This window comes from Candidatus Palauibacter sp. (genome assembly GCF_965208055.1).
Classification (GTDB): Bacteria; Gemmatimonadota; Gemmatimonadetes; order Palauibacterales; family Palauibacteraceae; genus Palauibacter.
In genome coordinates, this window is sequence record NZ_CBDBNY010000004.1 from 3,616,319 (window position 1) to 3,636,387 (window position 20,069).

Annotated in this window: 15 protein-coding genes; 11 read left to right on the forward strand and 4 right to left on the reverse strand. The window is 67.4% G+C overall.

All coding sequences use genetic code 11. The features are described from left to right. Window positions 1–6 precede the first annotated feature (6 nt). From ACOGXI_RS15880 to ACOGXI_RS15890, 3 genes are read left to right on the forward strand one after another with little or no spacing between them, the layout of a single operon-like run. Entirely contained in the window at window positions 7–795 is a 789-nt protein-coding gene (locus tag ACOGXI_RS15880) for an ADP-ribosylglycohydrolase family protein (RefSeq protein WP_419939789.1), read from the forward strand. Further along, window positions 786–1,418 carry a hypothetical protein gene (locus ACOGXI_RS15885; protein ID WP_419939790.1) on the forward strand — a complete coding sequence of 211 codons (633 nt, stop codon included), beginning with the start codon at window positions 786–788 and terminating at the stop codon, window positions 1,416–1,418. Before ACOGXI_RS15880 ends, ACOGXI_RS15885 begins: the two co-directional genes overlap by 10 nt. Further along, complete coding sequence (locus ACOGXI_RS15890; protein WP_419939791.1) at window positions 1,396–5,157, forward strand: FG-GAP-like repeat-containing protein; 3,762 nt, start codon at window positions 1,396–1,398, stop codon at window positions 5,155–5,157. Before ACOGXI_RS15885 ends, ACOGXI_RS15890 begins: the two co-directional genes overlap by 23 nt. Before the next feature lie 472 nt (window positions 5,158–5,629). On the opposite strand, the gene ACOGXI_RS15895 is transcribed toward ACOGXI_RS15890, so the two are convergent. The 4 genes from ACOGXI_RS15895 to ACOGXI_RS15910 form a co-directional block, all read right to left on the reverse strand. Beyond that, the gene (locus ACOGXI_RS15895; protein WP_419939792.1) at window positions 5,630–5,911 is read right to left on the reverse strand and encodes a hypothetical protein; all 282 of its coding nucleotides are present in this window, start codon (window positions 5,909–5,911) and stop codon (window positions 5,630–5,632) included. 169 nt (window positions 5,912–6,080) lie between these two features. Then, complete coding sequence (locus ACOGXI_RS15900) at window positions 6,081–6,641, reverse strand: helix-turn-helix transcriptional regulator (RefSeq protein WP_419939793.1); 561 nt, start codon at window positions 6,639–6,641, stop codon at window positions 6,081–6,083. A gap of 147 nt (window positions 6,642–6,788) precedes the next feature. Then, window positions 6,789–7,004: a hypothetical protein gene (locus ACOGXI_RS15905; protein ID WP_419939794.1), complete on the reverse strand. Its 216-nt coding sequence runs from the start codon at window positions 7,002–7,004 to the stop codon at window positions 6,789–6,791. Further along, window positions 6,997–7,461 (reverse strand): DoxX family protein, encoded by a 465-nt coding sequence (locus ACOGXI_RS15910; protein ID WP_419939795.1) that lies wholly within the window; start codon window positions 7,459–7,461, stop codon window positions 6,997–6,999. The genes ACOGXI_RS15905 and ACOGXI_RS15910 overlap by 8 nt, the downstream gene beginning before the upstream one ends. 129 nt (window positions 7,462–7,590) lie before the next feature. On the opposite strand from ACOGXI_RS15910, the gene ACOGXI_RS15915 reads away from it, so the two are divergent. The 8 genes from ACOGXI_RS15915 (at window position 7,591) to ACOGXI_RS15950 (ending at window position 19,903) form a co-directional block, all read left to right on the forward strand. Continuing rightward, complete coding sequence (locus ACOGXI_RS15915; protein ID WP_419939796.1) at window positions 7,591–8,889, forward strand: DNA polymerase Y family protein; 1,299 nt, start codon at window positions 7,591–7,593, stop codon at window positions 8,887–8,889. A gap of 6 nt (window positions 8,890–8,895) precedes the next feature. Further along, complete coding sequence (locus tag ACOGXI_RS15920; protein ID WP_419939797.1) at window positions 8,896–9,198, forward strand: hypothetical protein; 303 nt, start codon at window positions 8,896–8,898, stop codon at window positions 9,196–9,198. 5 nt (window positions 9,199–9,203) lie between these two features. Next, on the forward strand, window positions 9,204–12,839 hold the full coding sequence (locus tag ACOGXI_RS15925; protein ID WP_419939798.1) for a DNA polymerase III subunit alpha: 3,636 nt from the start codon (window positions 9,204–9,206) through the stop codon (window positions 12,837–12,839). Between the two features lie 74 nt (window positions 12,840–12,913). Continuing rightward, window positions 12,914–13,588 carry a formylglycine-generating enzyme family protein gene (locus tag ACOGXI_RS15930; protein ID WP_419939799.1) on the forward strand — a complete coding sequence of 225 codons (675 nt, stop codon included), beginning with the start codon at window positions 12,914–12,916 and terminating at the stop codon, window positions 13,586–13,588. Window positions 13,589–13,946: 358 nt separating this feature from the next. Next, a complete protein-coding gene (locus tag ACOGXI_RS15935) occupies window positions 13,947–14,525 on the forward strand; it encodes a hypothetical protein (RefSeq protein ID WP_419939800.1) in 579 nt (192 codons plus the stop codon). A 250-nt stretch (window positions 14,526–14,775) separates the two neighbouring features. Beyond that, window positions 14,776–16,386, forward strand: a complete 1,611-nt coding sequence (locus tag ACOGXI_RS15940; protein WP_419939801.1) for a caspase family protein — start codon at window positions 14,776–14,778, stop codon at window positions 16,384–16,386. A 44-nt stretch (window positions 16,387–16,430) separates the two neighbouring features. After that, entirely contained in the window at window positions 16,431–18,569 is a 2,139-nt protein-coding gene (locus ACOGXI_RS15945) for a caspase family protein (RefSeq protein WP_419939802.1), read from the forward strand. Window positions 18,570–18,607: 38 nt separating this feature from the next. Continuing rightward, window positions 18,608–19,903 (forward strand): caspase family protein, encoded by a 1,296-nt coding sequence (locus tag ACOGXI_RS15950; protein ID WP_419939803.1) that lies wholly within the window; start codon window positions 18,608–18,610, stop codon window positions 19,901–19,903. The last annotated feature ends 166 nt before the right edge of the window (window positions 19,904–20,069 follow it).

Sequence of the window (20,069 nt, forward strand, 5' to 3'; positions counted from 1 at the left end):
GCCGCCGTGTGGGGAGCGATCATCGGAGACATCGTGGGCTCCGTGTACGAGGGACGAGGGAAGAAGATCAAGACCAAGGACTTCGACTTCTTCAAGCCGTACTGCCGATACACGGACGACTCCGTGTGTACGGCCGCGGTCGCGGAGATTCTGCTGGATGACCTGCCCGCCGCATCGACGATGCAGCGATGGTGCAGGCGCCATCCGCGGCGTGGCTACGGACGTTGGTTCGGACGCTGGATCCACGATGCGGACCCCCGGCCCTACTGGAGCTTCGGGAACGGGGCGGCCATGCGCGTGGCGCCCGCAGCGGTTGTGAACCGCGACCGCTCGACCGAAGAGGCGCTCGCGGACGCGGATCGGGTTACGGCCATCACGCACAATCACCCCGAGGGTTACCGGGGGGCGCAGGCGACGACGCGCGCCATCTGGCTCGCCCTCCAGGGCGGGGGTCCGACCGAGATCCGTGCCGGGATCACGAAGGAGTTTGGATACGATCTCTCGCGGTCCGTGGACGAGATCCGTCCCGGTTACCGGTTCGACGTGACATGCCAGGGAACGGTGCCGGAAGCGATTACCTGCGCGCTCGAATCGGAGAGCTTCAAAGACGCGGTGCGCAACGCGGTGTCCCTGGGCGGCGACTCCGACACGCTCGCGGCCATCGCGGGGCCGATCGCCGAGGCGATGCACGGCATTCCGGAGGACATGATTGCGGAGGCGAAGACGCGGTATCTTTCCGAGGCGCCGGATATCGTCCGCGTCATGGAGAGAATGCGGGAGGCGGCATGCGGGTGAAGCCGCTTCCGGCTGCGGCGCTGGGTCTTCTTGTCGGCGTCGTCGTGGGCGGCGCCGCCGGAACCGCACTGGGTGGCTTCGGCGGGTTCGGCCGCGGGAGTGCGGGAGGAGGCGGCGCGACTGCGGACATCCTCGCGGGGATGGCCGAGCGGCAGGACGAGCGTCTCGGACAACTCGCGCAGGCCGCGGATGAATCCTCGCAACTGCAGCGCGAACTCGCGCTCGCCCTCTTCTATCGCCTGCAGGAGTTCCGGCGCTTCGGGCTCGAGGGCCAAATCGTGACCTGGATCGTACCCGGTGCGTCGGCGGGCTCCGCCGACCCGCTCGGCGGCTCGCTGGCCGGCGCCTTGCGCCTGCCCCAGTTGGCCGCGGACGCGGCGACGCGCACGGAGTGGCGCGCCGTCTCCGAACGTCTCGCCTCGATCGGGGCCGAGGTGGACCCCACCGTGTTCTCCGCTTTCGAGGACGTGCTGGAGTTCGTCGACGCGCGCCCGTGGCCCGAAAGTTCGGGGCTCGCGGCGGCGGCCGCCTCCGGCTGGACGGACCCCGCCACGGTGGAGATGTGGCTGTCCCTGAACCGGGCCCTCGTCGGCCGCGCGGATGCCATCCTCTCCGGATTCTGACCGCCTCTTCCCGGCTCCGGTCGTCGCCTGCCTGCTTCTGGCCGTCGCCGCAGCCTGCGGTCCGGCGGACTTCTCCGCGCCCGCGCAGCCCGACGTATGGACGGAGGTGGCGGGCGCCCGCTGGCGGCCCCTCGCGGTGGAGGGCGGCAACGCCGGGTTCTCGGCGGTACCGCCCTCCTGGTCCGAGGTCGACTTCGGCAACGTGCTCTCGGACGCGAGCTTCCTCGAGAACCAGATGCGCGGCAACGGCTCGGGGGTGGCGGCCGGCGACGTGAACGGGGACGGCCGGCCCGACATCTACCTGGCCCGCCTCGAGGGCCCGAACGCCCTCTACATCAACCTCGGGGACTGGCGGTTCCGGGAGACGGCCGCGGAGAGCGGGGTCGCGGCGGGGGACCGCTTCTCGACCGGCGCCGTCTTCGCGGACGTGGACGGAGACGGCGACCTCGACCTCCTGCTCACCTCCATCGAGGGCCCGAAGTCTCTCTTCCTCAACGACGGAGCGGGGCGGTTCGCGGAGGCACGGGCGGCCGGACTCCGGGACTCGCGCGGGGGGATGTCGAGCGCGCTGGCCGACATCGACGGAGACGGGGATCTCGACCTCTACCTGACGCGGTACAAGAGCCGCTCCGTGCTCGATCTCTTCCCCGGGGACGAGGTCGCCTTCCCCAACACGGTGCGGCGCACGGATGAGGGGTTCGAGGTCGTGGGGCGCTTCGCCGACCACTACGAGCTGGCGTGGCGGGCGGACGGTGTCGTGCGGCTCGAAAGGGGGGAGGCCGACGAACTCTATCTGAACGAGTTCAACGAAGGCGGCGGCGAAGACGGCGGCGGCTTCCGGCACGTCCCGTTCTCCTCCGATGCCTTCCTCGACGCCGACGGCACGCCGCTGGCGGCCGCCCCGACCGAATGGGGGCTGGCGGCTCGCTTCGGGGATCTGGATGCCGACGGGGACCCGGACCTCTACGTCGCGAACGACCTGCATAGCCCCGACCGGCTGTGGATCAACCGGGGGGACGGCACCTTCCGCCTTCCGGCGCCCCACGCGCTGCCCACGACGAGCGCCTCCTCCATGGCGGTGGACTTCTCGGACGTCGACCGGGACGGGGACGCGGATGTCTTCGTGCTCGACATGCTCGCCCGCGACTCGCGCGCGAGGAAGACGCAGGATCCGGTGTCGCGCGTGGAGCACACGCCGCCGGGCGAGGCCGCCGGAGCGCAGCAGGTGAACCGCAACACGCTGCTCGCGAACCGCGGGGACGGCACCTGGGCGGAGATCGGGCGCCACGCGGGCGTCGAGGCGTCCGGGTGGTCGTGGTCCGCGCTCTTCCTCGACGCGGACCTGGACGGGTTCGAGGACCTGCTCATCCCGAACGGCCACATCCGGGACCTCATGGACGCGGACACCCAGATCTCGATCCGGGAGGCGGGTCTCTCGGGCGAGCGCGAGTCCACGCTCCTGTACCGTCCGCTGCCGCTGCACAACGTGGCGTTCCGAAACCTGGGCGGGACCGGGTTCGAGGAGGTGGGTCGGGCGTGGGGCGTGGCGCCGGAGCCGGACGTGTCGCACGGGGCGGCGCTGGCGGATTTCGACGGGGACGGGGACCTGGACGCGGTCGTGAACCGGCTCGACCGCCCGGCCCGGCTGCTGCGTAACGACGCCGCGGCCCCCCGGCTCGCCGTCCGCCTGCGGGGGGAGGCGCCGAACACGGCCGGGATCGGGGCGATGGTGTGGCTGGAGGTCCCGGGACTCCCGCGCCAGACGAAGGAGGTCGCGGCGGGCGGCGGCTATCTCTCGGGTTCGGAGGCGCTCGTCTCGTTCGCGATGGGGGACGCCGCCGAGGCCACGCTCGGCGTGGACTGGCGCGGCGGAAGCCGGTCGGCGGTGCGCGTGGACGGCGCCGACCGGCTGTACGAGGTGTTCGAGGCGGAGGCGTCCGGACCGGAGGAGGCGGCCGACGGCGCCGCAGCCTCTCCGGACGCGGCGACGCAGCCGCCGTGGTTCGAACTCGACGAGAGCTTCGGGCCGATCCACGATGAGCCGCCGTTTGCCGAGGCGGCGCGGCAGCCGCTCCTCCCGCTGCGCCTGTCGCGGATGGGGCCGAGCGTGGCGTGGCACGATCTGGACGGCGACGGGGACCCGGACCTGCTCATGGGGTCGGGGGCGAACGCGGCGCCGGTGCTGTTCCGGAACGACGGGGGGACGCTGGTTCGAGTGACGCTGGCGGGGCCGCGGGCGCCCGTCGACCAGGTCGGGCTGGTACCGCTGCCGGGCGAGAGCGGCGCGACGGTGCTGCTGGGGTTGTCCAGCTACGAGGCTCCGCCAGCCGAAGTGACCGCCGTGCCCGGCGTCGTGTCGATCGAATGGTCCGCCGGGGCCATGCGTGGCGTGACGCTGACTCCGGACACCCGCGGCGTCGTGCCGGGAGGTTCGGCGTCCACGGGCGTTCTGGCGGTCGCCGACTACGACCTCGACGGGCGGCTGGATCTCTTCGTGGGCTCGCGGGTCGTGCCGGGCGGCTACCCGCTCGCAGGCCCCTCCCGGCTCTTCCGGGGCCGTCCGGGCGGCGGCTTCGAGGAGGACCGGCGGGATGCGGCGGTCTTCGAGCGCCTGGGCATGGTGACCGGGGTCGTGTTCACGGACTACGACGCGGACGGAGACCCGGACCTCGCCCTCTCCATCGAATGGGGCCCGGTCCGGCTGCTGCGGAACGACCGCGGCCGGTTCACGGACGTGACGCAGGAGGTCGGCCTGTCCGCGCACGTCGGCCGCTGGAACGGGGTGTCCGCGGGCGACTTCGACGGCGACGGACGTCCGGACCTCGTGGCGGTCTCATGGGGAGACAACACCGAGTACCGCCCGGCAGACAGGGCGCCGCTCGAACTCCACTTCGGCGACGTGGACCGCAACGGCACCCTCGACCTCGTGGAGGCGCAGCGGGACGAACGCCTCGGCGCGGTGGCGCCGCTGGCCGCGCTGGGCAGGCTGGCCGAACACATCCCTCTCGTCGACGAGCGCATGCCGACGCGCGCGGCCTACGCCGAGGCGGACGTGGCGGAGGCGCTGGGCGCGTGGCCGGAGGGTCGGCTGCAGGCGGCGGAGTTGCGGCACATGGTGTTTCTGAACCGGGGCGACCGCTTCGAGGCGGCCCCGCTTCCGCGGGAGGCGCAGCAGGCCCCTTCGCTGGGGCTCCTGGTGGCGGACGCGAACGGGGACGGCCGAGAGGATCTGTTCCTGTCCCAGAACTTCTTCGCCACCGACGAGGACACGCCGCGCTACGACGCGGGCCGCGGACTGTGGCTGGAGGGGGATGGACGCGGCGGGTTTCGTCCGGTGCCGGGGCAGGAGTCGGGCGTCGCCGCCTACGGCGACCAGCGCGGCGCCGCGGCGGCGGACATCGACGGCGACGGCCGCCTCGACTTCGTGCTCGGGATCAACGGCGGTCCGGCGCGCCTGTTTCGCGGGAGCGGAAGCTCGCCGGGCCTGCGGGTGCGCCTCGCGGGACCGGCCGGGAACCCCTACGGCATCGGGGCCGTCCTGCGCGTGGTGTACGCCGACGGTCTCGGCCCCGCGCGCGAAGTGAGGGCGGGGTCCGGGACGGGCTCCCACGACGATCCGGTGCAGATCCTGGGCCTCGCGGCCGATCCCGTGGCCGTCGAGGTCCGCTGGCCCGGCGGTGTGGTTGAGCGCGTCGAGGTCCCCGCCGGGGCGCGCGAGGTGACGGTCGGCCCACCCTGAGGCGGCGGTCGCTCAGCGGCCCAGGCCGATCCTCCGCAGCGGCGTCCCTTCGAATGTCCAGTATTCAGTCGGACAGAGGGAATAACGTTGCGCGTGCATCTCAGTTCGGAACCCGGCGGAATACCCAGTTCGCCGAACCGCGCCGCCGCGGGAAAGGCGTGTCAGGCGCTGGTGACGGGGGTCTCAGACGCCGAGGACGGGACCCGCCAGCTGCGTCGAGCTTCAGCGCCTCGCGGGAAAAATCCATGACTTGGATCCCATCCGTGGTGCCGATGGTCGCATCGTCGCAGCCCGCTTCGTAGGGGGCATCGAAGACATCCGGGTCGTTGATATCCACTCCCTCGACGATCAACGTGAATCTGTGGGTCGTCATTTCTCTAGCTTCCTGTCCTCCTCCGTGATGACGACCATGGGCGGAATGTCTGTGTCTCGGCGGGATCTGGCCAAGGGACGGTGGTCGATGGCCGGCGGGTCAACCCCCGAGGACAGGGCCGGTGAGGGCGCGCACGCCGGATCGATCCTTCGGCTGGGCGATGCGTTCGACCCGAACGCCTTCAACGGTCTCGATATCTCTGACCGCCGAGAAGATTGCCTCGTCGAGGGTCGCGGCCTCGCGGGTAAAGTCCATGTACTGGGTCCCGTCCTTGCTTCTGAGCAGGGCGTCGTCGCACCCGGCTTCATACAGGGCGTCGAACACGTCATCCTCGTGGATGTCGCGCCCTTCGATGATGAGCGTGAAGTCATGGTTTGCCATTCGAAGGTGTCCCCTCACCGTGGGTGATCGCATTTTCTGATTGCTTGCCGGAGATGCTTGGCGAAGTTGCCCGGGTTACGCGGCGTCGACGCGATGGGAATCCGACACCTCGACGTCCCGGCTGACGGGCAGCGCAACTCGCCCCAGCGATGTCCCGATGCCGTCGGTATCACGGTCCAACCGGCTTTTCGAGGGCGGACCCGGCGAGGGCCCGCAGGTCGGGACGGTCCCGCGGATCGAGTTGGCGGAAGTGGTGGCGGAGTTCGAGCGCCGCGTTGATCGCCGCCCGCAGGTGATCCTGGGAAGACCACGGTTCGCCTCCGAGGACTCCTCTCAGCCAGCCCTCCACGTCGGACCAGCGCCAGAACCGGTACCGGTCGTGAGGACTGTTGAGGGGCGCCGGGAATCCGCCCGGCCCGCGCTTCCCGAGCACCCACAGCCGGACGCACTCGCGCGAGCGCCCGATCCGGGCCGCGATCTCGGACATCGACACGAGATCGAGGTCCGCGATCCGGACCACCCGGAGGCCGTCGACCGATTCGGCATCCGCGATGGCGGAGGAGATTGCTTCGCAGAAGCTCGCAGCTTCGCGGTCGAAATCCATGACCGGGATACCGTTCGTGATGCCTATGGTCGCGTCATCGCACCCGGCTTCGTAAAGGGCGTTGAACACCTGCGGATCGTCCATTTCCACGCCCTCGACGATCAGCGTGAAGCTGTGGGTCGTCATTTCTCGACTTCTCGTCTCTCTCCGTGATGACATCGGCGCACAGCCTGTCGGAGTCTTCTGGCATGATCGCCGGGGTTCCGCGGCGTGGACCAGATCGGCATCCGGCAGCGGGGCGACACGGTCGCCGGGCAGTACATCACGCCCCAGCTATGCCCGGAGGATTTCGGTATGACCGTCCACCCGGCTCTTCGTGCGATGGCCAGCGCTTTCTCGATGTCCTTCTTCGGATGCCTCCGGAGCCTGATCATGCCTCACGGTGTTGCGTCGTGTCAACACCGTATCAGCAGGCATTCGCGAGCGAATGGCATAGTCGTCGAGCGACTGCCCGGCGTCGCGCATCGTCGACTGCTTCGCGTCAGCCATTCTCGTCTCTGCCAAAGCGGCGCGCGAGCCAGCTGTCCAGGCTCAGATGGTCGTTCTCGAACAGGATGAGGACGATGACGAGCAGCAGCGTGCGCGGAATCACGTGCGCGCTGAAGACATAGAGCGGCTCGGCGAGCAGGTGGCCGAAAGTGACGAGGATGAGGACCCCGCCCAGCCCCAGCGCGGCGATCCGGCGCCGCCAGCCCACCAGCATCAGGGCGCCCGCCACGAGTTCGATGAAGGGGATCGCGACCCCGGCGGCCCACAGCGACCAGGCGGGGAGGAACGTGTCGGCGTAGGCCTCCACGAACAGACCCCGCGCGTGCTGGACGGCCCCGAGTTCGAACACCTTCCGGAACCCGGCCATGAAGAAGATGAGGCCGAGGATGGTCCGCGCCACGAATGCGGCCCAACTCTTCGGCGTGAGCGCCTCTCTCTTGTCGGGTTTCCGGTTCATGAGTCGAAAAGTACCCGGCGCTGGTCCGGCCGGCGACGCATCCCGGGCTCTTGCATCCCGTTTCGAATCGCCTAGATTGGCCGGTCCAATTTTCGGTTTTTCTTCGGTTTTTCGGATGGAAAGGGTCGCATGGACGCAGGTCGCGGGAGCCGGATGGCGCTCTGCCTCTGGTGGCCGGGGTTCGAGCTGGAACTGGAGCGGGTCCGGACGCCGTCACTCGCGGACCATCCGCTCGCGCTGCCGACGGTGGGGGACTGCCGCCGCATCGAGATGGGGTGCGCGCTCGCAGCCTCCTTCGGGGTCGAGCCGGGGATGATCGTCTCGCAGGCGATCGCGCTCTGCCCCTCGCTCGTCCTCTGCGAACCGGACCCGGATTTCCACGACGCGGCGCGCGACCGGATCGCGGAAGTCCTCCGCGGCTGGAGCCCGGTCGTCGAGCGGTCGGCGGACCGGGGGCGGTTCTTCGTCGGGGTCGACGGGCTCGAACGGCTGTACGGTCCGCCGGAGCGCCAGATCGCGGGGCTCCGGGCGGGGCTCGAGGCGCTGTCGCCGTGGCTCGCGTCGAGCGCCCGGGTCGGCTACGCGCCGGGGAAGTTCGCGGCGTGGGTCGCGGCGCGGTCCGTGGCGCCCGCCCGGTCGGCGGGGTTGGCGGAGCCCGGGCGGGCGGGCGCGGACGTCTGCGTGGCGGCGGCCGATCTGGCCGCGTTTCTCGGGCCGCAGCCGGTCGAGGTGCTGCCGGTGTCGCCGCGCATGGTCGGGCGGCTGAAGCGGCTCGGGGTCGGGCGGCTCTGGCAGCTGGTGCGCATGCCCGAGCCGGCGCTCGTGTCGCAGTTCGGGGCCGATGGGCGCCGGGCGCTCGCTTGGGCGCGGGGGACGCGCATCGACCGTGTGCGGCCGGAGGCGCCGGCCCGGCCGATCCGCGTCGCGCTCGATTTTCCGAGCCCGATCGGGCAGCTCGAACTGCTGCACGCCGCGCTCGACCGGCTCATCGGTCGCGCGCTCGAGCATCCGCGGCGGCGAGGCAAGAGCGTCCGCGGTCTCAGGGTGTCGGCGAGCCTCGAGGATGGCGGCTCCTGGTCCATTCGCGCGATTGCCCGGGAACCCACGAGCGAGCCCGAACGGCTCGGGGCGTTCCTCCGCTCTCGGATCGCGCTCGACCGGCCCCGGCGCGCGGTCGAGACGCTGCGGCTCGAGCTTTTCCGCTTCGGCCCGGCGAGCGCGCAGACCGGACTCTTCGACCCGAAGGCAGGCGCGCCCCGCGCCTTCGGGTCGCTGGAGACGAAGGATGGCGAGCTGCTGCCCGCGTTCCGGCGCGCAGCGCGCGTGCTGCGGCTGCGGCTGGGCGCCGCCGCGCTGTACCGGGTGCTCGAACTCGAGCCGAACTCCCGACTCCCCGAGCGCCGGCACGCGCTCATGGAAATCGCGTAGCCGTCCGTGGCGAAACCCGGTGTGGCGCCGAGAGCGCCGAGACCGAAGCCGCCTGCGGGGAAGCTGCGTCCGCTCAACCGGCCGCGGCCGCTGCGGGTCCGGCTCGGTGGCGCCGGGGTGCCCGTGAGCCTTGAGATCCGGGGGCGCTGGCGGCGGATCGGCGACGTGCTCGACCAGTGGCGGATCGATGACGAGTGGTGGAGGGAACCGATCTCGCGCGCCTACTTCTCGATCGTGCTCGAGAACGGCGCCCACCTCACCGCGTACCACGATCTGATGCTGGATCGCTGGTTCCTGCAGCCGGAATAGCCGCCGTGAACGCCAAGCCGCTCCCGGACGCTCCTTCGCGCATGGCCTCGCTGCCGTTCGCAGCCCCCCGGGGGGCCATCGACTACGTCGAACTGCATGCGCACTCCGCCTACTCCTTTCTCGATGGGGCGTCGCGGCCCGAGGAACTCGCGGCGCGCGCGCTCGAACTGGGCTATCCCGCGCTGGCCCTCACCGACCACGACGGGCTCTACGGCTCGATGGAGTTCGCGCGCTTCGCCCGCGCCCGCGGGCTGCAGCCGATCACCGGCGCCGAACTCACCCTCGCCGGCGACTGTCACGTCACGGTGCTGGCGCAGAATGCGACGGGGTACGCGAACCTGTGCCGGCTCATCACGCGGGCGCACATGAAGAGTCCGCGCGGGGAGCCCCGGCTCGACCTCGATGCGCTCCTCGAACGGCCGGAGGGACTCATCCTCCTCAGCGGGTGCCGCCGGAGTCCCCTCCTGGCGGCGCTCGAACGGGGGACAGACGAAGCCGAGCGGCTGGCGGGGCGCCTGCGCGACGCGTTCGGCCCCGGCAACCTCTTCGTCGAACTGCAGAACAACGCGGTGCACGGCGACCTCGCGCGCGGCCGGGCGCTGGGGACGCTGGCCGACCGGCTCCGCATCCCGGTCGTGGCCACGGGCAACGTCCACTACCACGTTGCCGACCGGCACCGTCTGCAGGATGTCCTGGTTGCGATCCGGAACCGGACGACGGTCGATGATTCGCACGCGCTCCGCCGCGCCAACGCCTGCTTCCACCTCGCCTCGCCCCGGGAGATGGCGTGGCGCTTCGCGTCGCGGCCCGACGCGCTCCGCAACACGCGGGCGATCGCCGAGCGCTGCCGGGCGTTCGATCTCACGACCGACCTCGGCTACAGGTTCCCCGACTTCAGGGGAAGCGGCTCCGCCCCCGCGATGCGCATGCTCCGCGAGGTCTGCCGCAGGACGTTCGAGGTCCGCTATCCTCCCGGCAGCAGATACCGTCGCGAAGCCGAGGAACGGTTCGCCACCGAACTCGCGCTCGTCGACCGGCACGACCTGGCGGGGTTCTTCCTCGTCTACCACGACATCCTCGAACTGGCCCGGGAGGTCGCGCACCGCGTGCGGGGCGACTCGATGCCGCGCCAACTGCTCCCTCCCGGCCGCGGTCGCGGGTCCTCGGTCTCCTCCATCATCTGTTATCTGATCGGGCTCTCCCACGTCGACCCGGTGCGGACGAACCTCTTTCTCGGCCGGTTCCTGAACGACGCCATGGGAAGCGTCCCGGACATAGACATCGACTTTGCGCGCGATATTCGGGAGGAACTGATCCTCGCGGTCTACGAGCGCTACGGGTACGACCACGTCGGGCTCGTGTGCACCTTCCCCACCTACCGCACGCGCTCGATCGTGCGCGAACTGGGCAAGGCGCTCAGCCTCCCGGCCGGCGACGTGGAGAAACTGGCCAAACTCGCCGAACCGGGAGAGGACGGGTTCATGGCCGAACTCGAGCGCATCCCCGGTCTCGAGGCGCGCGCGAACGCGAAGATCTGGCAGGTTTTCGCCGAACTGGCCGAGGAGATCAGGGGGCTCCCGCGGCACATCTCCCAGCATGTGGGCGGGATGATCATCTCGAGCCGGCCGCTGGTGGAGATCGTCCCGCTCGAGCCCGCCGCGTGGAAGGGGCGCGTCCTCTGCCAGTGGGACAAGGACTCCTGCGACGACGCGAGGTTCATCAAGATCGACTTTCTCTCGCTCGGGATGCTGTCGCTCGTCGAGGAGGCGGTGGAGACGATACACGCGCGCCACGGAGAAGCCCCCGACCTGTCTCGCATCGACTATGAGGACGAGAGGATCTACGACCGCATCTGTTCGGGAGACACGGTGGGCCTCTTTCAGGTCGAGAGCCGCGCGCAGATCCAGATGCTGCGGCGGGTGCGGCCCCGGAATCTGGCCGACCTCGCGGTCCAGGTCGCGATCGTGCGGCCGGGTCCGATCGTGGGCGGGGCGGTGAACCCCTACGTCCGGCGGCGCGAGAAGCTGCGCAGGGACCCGGACTACGTCGTCTCCTACGACCATCCCCTGCTCGAGGAGGCGCTCGGCGAGACCCTGGGGGTGATCATCTTCCAGGACCAGGTGCTCCAGGTGTGCAGGGCGCTCGCGGGCTTCAGCGACGGGCAGGCAGAGGGACTGCGGCGCGCCATGAGCCGCAAGCGTTCGCGCGAGGCGCTGCTGGAGTACTGGGAGGCGTTCCGCGACGGCGCGGCGGGGAAGGGGGTCGGCGGTCCCACGGCGAAGAAAGTGTTCGAGCAGGTCGTCGCGTTCTCGGAGTTCGGGTTCCCGAAGTCGCACGCGGTGGCGTTCGGACTCCTCGCCTTTCAGTCCGCCTGGCTGCGCGACCGCTATCCGGCCGAGTACTACGTGGGGCTCTTCAACAACCAGCCGATGGGGTTCTATTCGCTCGACGCGATCGGGCGCGATGCGCGCCGGCACGGGGTCGGCGTGCGGCTGCCGGACCTGAACGCCAGCCAGGTCGCTTGCACCGCCGAGGGAGACGCTGTCCGGATCGGGCTCGGCATGGTCCGCGACTGGGGGTCCGAGGCGGCCGAACTCGTGGTGGCCGAGCGCGAGCGCGGCGGACCGTTCGCGTCGCTCCCGGACTTCCTTCGCCGCACCCCGGCCGCGCTCAAGCGGGCCGCGGTCGAGAACCTGGTCTGGGTCGGCGGGCTCGATGCGCTGGGGATCGAACGCCGCGACCTGCTGTGGCAGACCGGGCTCTGGCTGGGTCCGGAGGCCGAGACGGAGGCGGAGCGCCGGCGCCGCGAACTCGCGACGAGCGCCGTGGGGCTGGGCGGGGAAGCGCCGCCGGTGCGGGGCCGGCGCAGCACCGACCGCTCGGACCAGGGCCAGATCGAACTCGCGCTCGACGACCCGTACGCGGACCTCCGCTTCGGGGGCACGCACGACATGGAGAAGATGATCGCGGAGTACCGCATCCTCTCACTCGCCGCCTCGCTGCATCACCCGTTCGCGCTCGTGGGCGACCACCTGCCCGAACGCACGGTCTCTTCGGCGCGTTTTGCAGACATCCCCAACGGGAGCGAGGTGCGGGTGGCCGGGATCGTGGTCGCCCGCCAGCGCCCGCACACGGCGAAGGGCTACATCTTCATCCTCATGGAGGACGAATTCGGGCCCATCAACACGATCGTGAGGCCCGAGGTATACCGGGAATGCCGCGCCGCGATTCGCCTCGAACCCTTCCTCTACATCGATGGCGCGCTTCAGAAGGACGGCGCGACGTACAATGTGCTCGCCGAGGGGGTGTATCCCCTGCGCCTGAGCCCCGAACTCCGCCTGGGCCGCGAGACGGTCCCCCCGGTGGAGGGAGAAGCGGACACGGCCGCCGCTCCGCTCGATCTCGATGTCGCGGCGGAGAGCCCCGTCGAGATGGCTGCCGAGACGCCATCCGAGGTGTCGCCCGACACGCGAGCAGAGCCGGGCCGCCCGGGCTCCGCCCCGAACCGGATCGCCGCCGCCAACCGGGTCGCCGCCGTGGCCAATGGACTCGCCGGACCCGATCCGTTCGCATATCTGGAGGCGCTACGGCGCGATCCGCCCCCGACCATGAGCTGGGGCCGCGGCGGAGGCTGCCGGTGACGCCGGTTTCCTATGGACGGACATGTCGTACCCCCCTAAATTGGTGGTTTCGATCACCTCAAGGAGGCTCGCCCATGAATCTGCCACAACGGACCTTTGTCCCCGGCGTCGCCGGGAGCGCCGCGGCGGGACTCATGCTGCTGGCCGGTGCCTTCTCGGCCGCTGGACAGTCCAGGGGGGTGCCCGGCGCGACCGATCCGGCCCCCGGCACGGTGTTTAGCGACTGCGACATCTGCCCGCGGGTGGTCGTCGTCCCGGCGGGGACGTTCACGATGGGCTCGGCGGCGTCGGAGCAGGGCCGGGGCGACGACGAGGGGCCGCAGCACTCGGTGACGATTTCGGCCCCGTTCGCGGTGGGGGTGTACGAGATGACGTTCGCGGAGTGGGACGCGTGCGCGCGCGCGCGCGGCTGCGGCGGCTACGCGAACAGAGATGATGACGACGTCTCATGCTCCGACGGATATGAGTACACGGCGCCGGTGGGGTCGTTCGCGCCGAACGCCTTCGGGCTGTACGACGTGCTGGGGAACGTGTACGAGTGGACGCAGGACTGCTGGAACGGGAGCTATGCCGGCGCCCCGGCGGACGGGAGCGCCTGGCAGTCGGGAGACTGTGGCCGTCGCGTGCTCCGCGGCGGCTCCTGGGGTTTCAGCTGGAACAACCTCCGCTCTGCCAACCGGAGCAGGGATATTTCCGACGACCGGGGCAACAGCGTCGTCGGGCTTCGTGTTGCGCGGAGGCTCAATTGATTCCTGCACCCTTATCTCCCTTTAGGTTAGCTCCCCTGATTGTGAACCTGCGGATCCAAGCTTGCACTCGGAGTCTCGAACTGTCCCCGACTCGGCCCGGGCGGGAGGGCCGGACGACGCCCCCCCTACGGGGATCGTCCCGCCAACCAGGGGCTTGGGCATGCGCTCCGGAATCTCCCCGACTCCACCTCCTACGAAAATCACCGATGAACTCGACGCGCCGCAGGTCCGCGGTCGCCGGGCTCGTGTTGGCGGCAAGACCCCATTTCTTGAAGACGGGCGCGTCCGCGATTGTGCCGAACTTCAAGCACCCAATCTCTGTAGTCCGTGCGGCTTCTTTACCTAAGGAGGAATCGAAATGACAGCTCGCAAACTCCCTTTGGCCCTGTCCCCGGTCGCAGTTGTGTTCGCCTTCACGGTGTCCGCGTGTGCTGCCCCGGAGAGCGAGGGCGCTGAAGCAAACTCCACCGTACCCGACACCGAGTCGGAGGTCAGTACCGCCGTTGAGGTCGACGCCAAGGAGGGCTCGTTGGACGACGAGAACAAGGGCGTCGGTGACGCAGCTGCAGATGCCGCAGCTGCCGAGGCGAAGGGGACCGACCTGATCTACATGGGCCAGCGGGTAACCGGCCGTCTCGCCTATCCCGACAGGATATTCCACGACGGATCCTACTTCGATGAATGGGTGTTGGAGGTGCCAAGCTCGGGTACGGTCCAAGTCGACATGGCTTCCGATGACGTTGATTCGTATCTCCAACTCTGGCGGGGCAGTCGCTACGGGAGTGGCTGGACGAGGACCGCCGTAGACGATGACGGAGGTCCGGGAATCAACGCCCGAATAATCGAGTATTTGCGGCCGGGGGTCTATACGATCGTGGCGAACACCTACCGCGGGGGCGATGCCGGGAGGTATTGGCTGTCCGTTGGCTGGCGCTGAGGTGCGAGACGGGAACGACGTGTCCCGGTCCGCATCGACGCGGCCCAGGTACAGTGGCTCCCGGGGACCGACGCTCACCACCTCGTCGCGTGCGTTGGCAGTCACCCTGCTCACAGGGGCAAGCTGCGCTGTCGCGTTGCAAGCTCAAGTGACACCGGGGGTCGGCGAGGGTTCCAAATCCTCACTCGTCGCATCGAGCGCCAAGAGTGTAGACTCGACTGTCCGCTGGAGCCAGGCGGCCAGCGCCCGCGTGCTGGCCGCGGCCGCTGAGCCCGAGATCGTTTCAGTCGGAACGTATTCGGGGTCGCTTACCGAAACGGATCCACGGCTCGCCGATGGGCAGTTCTACGACGAATGGTGGTACGAAGGATTGGCAGGAGAACGGCTAGGCATCTCGGCTACCTCCGAGGCGTTCGACACTTACCTGATGGCGTACCGAGCGGATCTGGCTTCTGATCTGGCATTCCTCGGGGATGATGACGATGGAGGCTCAGGAACGAGCTCCGCGCTTACCGTGCAGCTTCACGCGGATGGTCCGTATGCGATTGTCGTGAGTTCCTACGCGTCGGGGGAGCTGGGGCCATATCAACTCATGATAGAACCCCGGCGCCCCGCAATCGTCGCCGGGTCGGCCAGGGACTTCGAGTTGGTGTCGACCCACGACACCTTGGGCGACGGTACGCACTATCGCACGTGGGACTACTATGGCGAAGCTGGCGAACAACTCACCGTGTCGATGGATTCGAAGGATTTTGACGCCTATTTGATACTGGGACGCGGCCGGGTCGGCTCGAACTTCGAATGGCTCGAAGAAGACGATGATGGCGGCTTGGACACCAACGCACGGCTTTCTTTGTCCCTGCCGGAAGACGGTCTCTACACCATCGTTGCGAACTCCGACACGCCCGCAGTGGGGACCTTTACTCTGCAAGTTGAACACGAGCTGCCCGCCGCGCCGTCGCCGTTCGCAGGGACCGGAGATCCGTCCGACCGCTACGCGTTACTGGTTGGCATCAACGACTATCCCGGTAGGGCGGCGGACCTCAGAGGTCCACTTGGGGATGTCGCCATCATGCACGACATCCTCGTCCGAAACTACGGGTTCCTAACGGAGAACATCCTCGTTCTCAGGGATAACCAGGCTACTCGAGACAATATTATCCGGGCATTCGCTTCGCACCTTGGACAGGCCGGGCCAGATGGCGTGGCGGCCTTCTTCTTCTCGGGTCACGGACGGGAGGGCGGCGAGAACATCGGCGTCCTGGATCTGGAGGTGAACGGAGTTGATGAATCGCTCGTCGTATGGGGTCCCGGAGAATACACGAGTCTCATTCTCGACGACGAAGTGGGTTTCCTGCTCGACGGCCTTGAAGCCGAGAGGATTCTTGTGGTCATCGACGCGTGCTATTCGGGAACGTCCACCATGAGCGGCGGACCCATCCAGGCCAAGGAGGCTAGTGACTCGGATCTGTCGAACCTCAGGCTGCCAAGGAGTCTGGCGGGGAAGTTCAACGAAAGCAGCCTGCGGGCCGGGGCCGACGGGGCCGACGACCTGTTGCCCGGACTCATTGCAGTTCGACGCCCGGAACGACACGTACTTATGGCGGCAGCGAGGGAGGACGAGAAGGCGTGGACCGCTGGCCGCCTCCCCGGCCGGGACCAGGAAGTGAGCGTGTTCACGCACTACCTCGCTGTCGCAATCGACCAACTCGGACCCGCTGCCACGTTCGATCAGATCAGGACAACAGTCTCGGATTCCGTTGAGTACTTCCTGTACCTTAAGGACAGGCCACGGCAGACGCCGCAACTCACGGCCAGCGCTCCCGATCAGTCCATTGCGGCTTTCCTCAGGAGACGGTAACCGATCGCGAGTTCATGGCCCCCAAAACGCGGGAGAGCAAGCACATGTCGATCAGGCGCATCGCAAGAGTTTCAGTGTCTTTCGTGGTGACTATCGTGTGCACCGGTGCCTTGATGTCCGATTCGCTGGAGCTGCGGCACAACGAGATAACCGAGATGTCGGCACCGGCCGGATCACCACGTACCACCGTCGCCAGAAAGCTGGCCCTGATCGTCGCGGTCGGTCAGCAGGGGACCGCCCCGCCGGGTACTCGAGGGTACGGTACCCTGGACGGTGCCGCGAATGCCGCCGACTTGATCCACAGCACACTGAAATTCCACAACTTTGACAGCATCGCCGTCGTGCGCGACTCGGCGGCGACCAAGACGGGCATTCTCGAGGGCATTCGGCACCATCTGATCGAACAAGCGCAGCCGGGTGATGTTGCCGTGTTTTTCTACAGCGGGCACGGTGACCAGCTTCCCGACGACGGGCACGATGAAGAGGACGGCAAGGATGAAGTGCTTGTGCCATATGGTGCACCCGATCCCGGATGGTCCGACACAACTTATGCCGCCGAATACTACGTGCGGGACGATATCCTCGGGAGTCTGCTCGGAGAGTTGGCGGCGAAAGTAGGAGAAGGAGGACAGGTCGTGGCGCTGTTGGACGCCTGCCATTCCGGTACGGGTACACGCGGGGCATTCGGATCAACGGGAGTCCCGAGCCAAATTCGGAAGATGCAAGGCAGTGGCTTCGAAGAGCTCTCGGCGCGCGGCAATGCGGCGCCCTTGATCACAATCTCGGCCGGGAGGCAGTTCGAGCGGGTGATCGAGACGACACACGTTGATGGAACCCTCGTCAGTCCACTCGCCCGCGCCTTGGCAGTGGCCCTCCCGAAGATTGGTCAGGGACACTCGTTCCGTGACCTTTATGACCTGATATCCGAGGAAGCCCGAGCACGAAACTATCAACATGTACCACAGATCGACGGCGCGGTCGACGTGGCAGTCTTTGCCAACACGATCGAGCCCTATCGGCCGTGGGCACGGGTAGACTCGATCCTGGACGCTGTAACGCTGCGGGTCGGTGGAGGACTCCTCCACGGCTTGACCGGTGGCTCCGATGTGGAACTTCACGAGCCCGGCACCTCCGGTTCGATGGGCCTTGGCGGGGGCACCCTTTGGGCAACCGGACGCATAGTAGCGGCAACGTCGCTGCGGGCCACAGTCGAGCTGGACAGTGCGCCGCCCGACAGCCTAGCTCTCCGTCGCGCGCGCGTCTTCGTGACGAGGCAAGACCTTGGCGATATGGCCACGAACGTGGCGATTCATGATGAAGTGGATCCTCTGCTCGTCGAGCGTCTGCGACCCAGGTTGGAAGCGATGAAGAACATCTCGCTTGTCGCTGAAGAGGCCGATGCCATTGTTCGGCAGCGGGGGGACACGTTGCGATTGGAAGAGGCCACGGAAGGCACCGTCATCGGGCGGTCGGTGGTAGTTTCTGGTGACGGGACCCTCTCCGAGTTTTCGGATGTGCTCGTGGGCTATTCCCGATATGTGTACGTGCGGAAGCTTCAATTCTACGATGCCGACGTTGACGTCGAACTCCGGATGGTGCCCGGAGTCCGGGATGAAGGCTCTGCAGTACGTTGTTCGGCTTCCCCTGCCGACAATGGCGACTACAATATCGATTTCGTGATGGCGAATGCTGATCGGAGTGATTGGGAAGTAACCTATCGACCCGGTGGTGCTCAGCGATTCCTTACGACCGTCAAGAACAAGAACGCACGACGTCGTGTCTTTATCTCAATAATGGATCTCTTGCCTAACGGTCTGGTTGAACTGAAGACTCTGCGAGGTGGAAAGACATCGGTCAGATTGGAGCCCGGACAAGAGAAACCCTTGGGCTGTTTTGCCCTCAAACAGAACGAACACGATCCGTCTTCCGGCCTGGAGATCGTGAAGCTGTTTGCAACGGATGAAGAGGTCGATTACAGGCCGTACGTAAGCACGACAGGGACAGGGGAACTGGTGCGCAGGGGCGACGGCGCGCCGGGACTGGATTGGATCTTCGCGGAAATGTTCGAGGATGGCACCGAGACGCGGATCCGGAAGGGTGGCCCCGGAAGCGGCGGGGCAAGCAAGGTGAGTGTCTCGTCCGTACGGATTCGGATACTGAGGCCTGACGGCCGGAAACCGTGATGCCTAAAGGGAAGGCGCACAGGAAGGGAGGGAACTCAATGAGCGCGAGGACGGCGATGCGGACGTCGTGGCTGTCATTCGCTCTAATGCCGTGGGGCCTCTTGGCCGTCACGGCTTCTGTCTGCGTCGCACAGCGGACAGCGAAGGGCGAATTTGATTCACCTGAAGATGGCGCAATTGGTCGTAGGGTGTATTTCGCCGGCATTGGCATTGATCACTACGAGAATGACCAATGGCCGCCACTCAAAGGTGCCAGCACTGATCTTACCAGACTCCGAGATGTGTTGGGAGAACGGTATGGGGTATCCATAGATGTTAGCAATGACGATTATCCGCAGGGCTTCTTTCTTCGGGATACCTCAGCTACCAGCCGAAGGGTGGCCCATCTTGCGTCAGAGTTCGCCAAGCAGGCCGAGAAAGACAGTGCAAACATCATCTTCTACTTTTCGGGCCATGGGGCGGAGCTAACAGGTGACGAAGTGTATTTGATACCCCATGATGGACAGTGGTTGCCCTCGTCGGATTGGAAAGACGAGTTGACGGCGCTAGAGTTGAAAGGATCGGGGTGGATTTCGCTATCGGAGATCCTGGAGGACTTTCGGACACGCGACATCGATCAGGTACTTGTTATCGTCGATGCCTGCAAAGCAGGCAGCTATAACCCGGAGGAGTTCGGAACAGGCGTGGAACGCCGGGCGCGGACGCGGGAACTGATTACGGCGGCAGCCTATCGTCAGGATGCGTACGAGTACGAGGACGATTCCAAGATCGAGGATGAGGTGCAGGGCGTGTTCACCAGCCACCTCCATCAGGAGTTGAACGCAGCATGGCACGGCGCTGCGGACGGGCGTGTGTCCTTTAGGGACATCATGGGCGCGGTCCGCGACACGATGGAGGAGAGTGGGCGCTTGGAGTGGCAGCAGCCGACCCACGGCCGGTTCCACGAAGATAAGAGTCGGGGTCTGTTTACCTTGACGATTCTGAATGAGGAGATGCGCAGCGCTGGTATGCAGCTCAGCGCTCTGGAGGAGGTGTTCAGGGGAGTCGCTGACGACAATGGCCCCGACGCGTGTAACGATGCCGATCGAGCGACTGTGCCGGAGGTGAGCGACCTAGGGGGACCAGAGCAGTTCAGAGACTATGAGCTAATGGAATGGTATGTGAAATGGTCGTGTGAGGAGGAACGACCTGAACTGGCGCCCGACGAGAAAGACATCAAGAACCTGCGCGAGCTGGATGTAGGTCGGCTAGAGCTCTTTCAGATCTGCCGCGAATACAGGTTGGATTATCAGGCTTGCCCCAAGGGCAACCAACGGAGGAGAACTGATGGCTGATGTCGACGACAGTGTGTGCCTGCTGCGGATCCGGTGCAGGTCAGGGTGGCACCGGGATACGAGAGGACGTGCGTTCAGGCGGTTGGCAGGCCATGCCTTGTGTGCGGCGGCGTGTGCTGTTCTCGCAGGGAATGCGACGCCTAAGCCAGCGAGTGGCTCGATGTAC

Excerpts from the sequence above, each read along its gene's own strand:
- ACOGXI_RS15885 (WP_419939790.1), top strand. The coding sequence starts at position 786 with ATGCGGGTGAAGCCGCTTCCGGCTGCGGCGCTGGGTCTTCTTGTCGGC.
- ACOGXI_RS15890 (WP_419939791.1), top strand. The coding sequence starts at position 1,396 with ATGCCATCCTCTCCGGATTCTGACCGCCTCTTCCCGGCTCCGGTCGTC.
- ACOGXI_RS15895 (WP_419939792.1), bottom strand. The coding sequence starts at position 5,911 with ATGGCAAACCATGACTTCACGCTCATCATCGAAGGGCGCGACATCCAC.
- ACOGXI_RS15900 (WP_419939793.1), bottom strand. The coding sequence starts at position 6,641 with ATGACGACCCACAGCTTCACGCTGATCGTCGAGGGCGTGGAAATGGAC.
- ACOGXI_RS15905 (WP_419939794.1), bottom strand. The coding sequence starts at position 7,004 with ATGGCTGACGCGAAGCAGTCGACGATGCGCGACGCCGGGCAGTCGCTC.
- ACOGXI_RS15910 (WP_419939795.1), bottom strand. The coding sequence starts at position 7,461 with ATGAACCGGAAACCCGACAAGAGAGAGGCGCTCACGCCGAAGAGTTGG.
- ACOGXI_RS15915 (WP_419939796.1), top strand. The coding sequence starts at position 7,591 with ATGGACGCAGGTCGCGGGAGCCGGATGGCGCTCTGCCTCTGGTGGCCG.
- ACOGXI_RS15930 (WP_419939799.1), top strand. The coding sequence starts at position 12,914 with ATGAATCTGCCACAACGGACCTTTGTCCCCGGCGTCGCCGGGAGCGCC.
- ACOGXI_RS15935 (WP_419939800.1), top strand. The coding sequence starts at position 13,947 with ATGACAGCTCGCAAACTCCCTTTGGCCCTGTCCCCGGTCGCAGTTGTG.
- ACOGXI_RS15945 (WP_419939802.1), top strand. The coding sequence starts at position 16,431 with ATGTCGATCAGGCGCATCGCAAGAGTTTCAGTGTCTTTCGTGGTGACT.
- ACOGXI_RS15950 (WP_419939803.1), top strand. The coding sequence starts at position 18,608 with ATGAGCGCGAGGACGGCGATGCGGACGTCGTGGCTGTCATTCGCTCTA.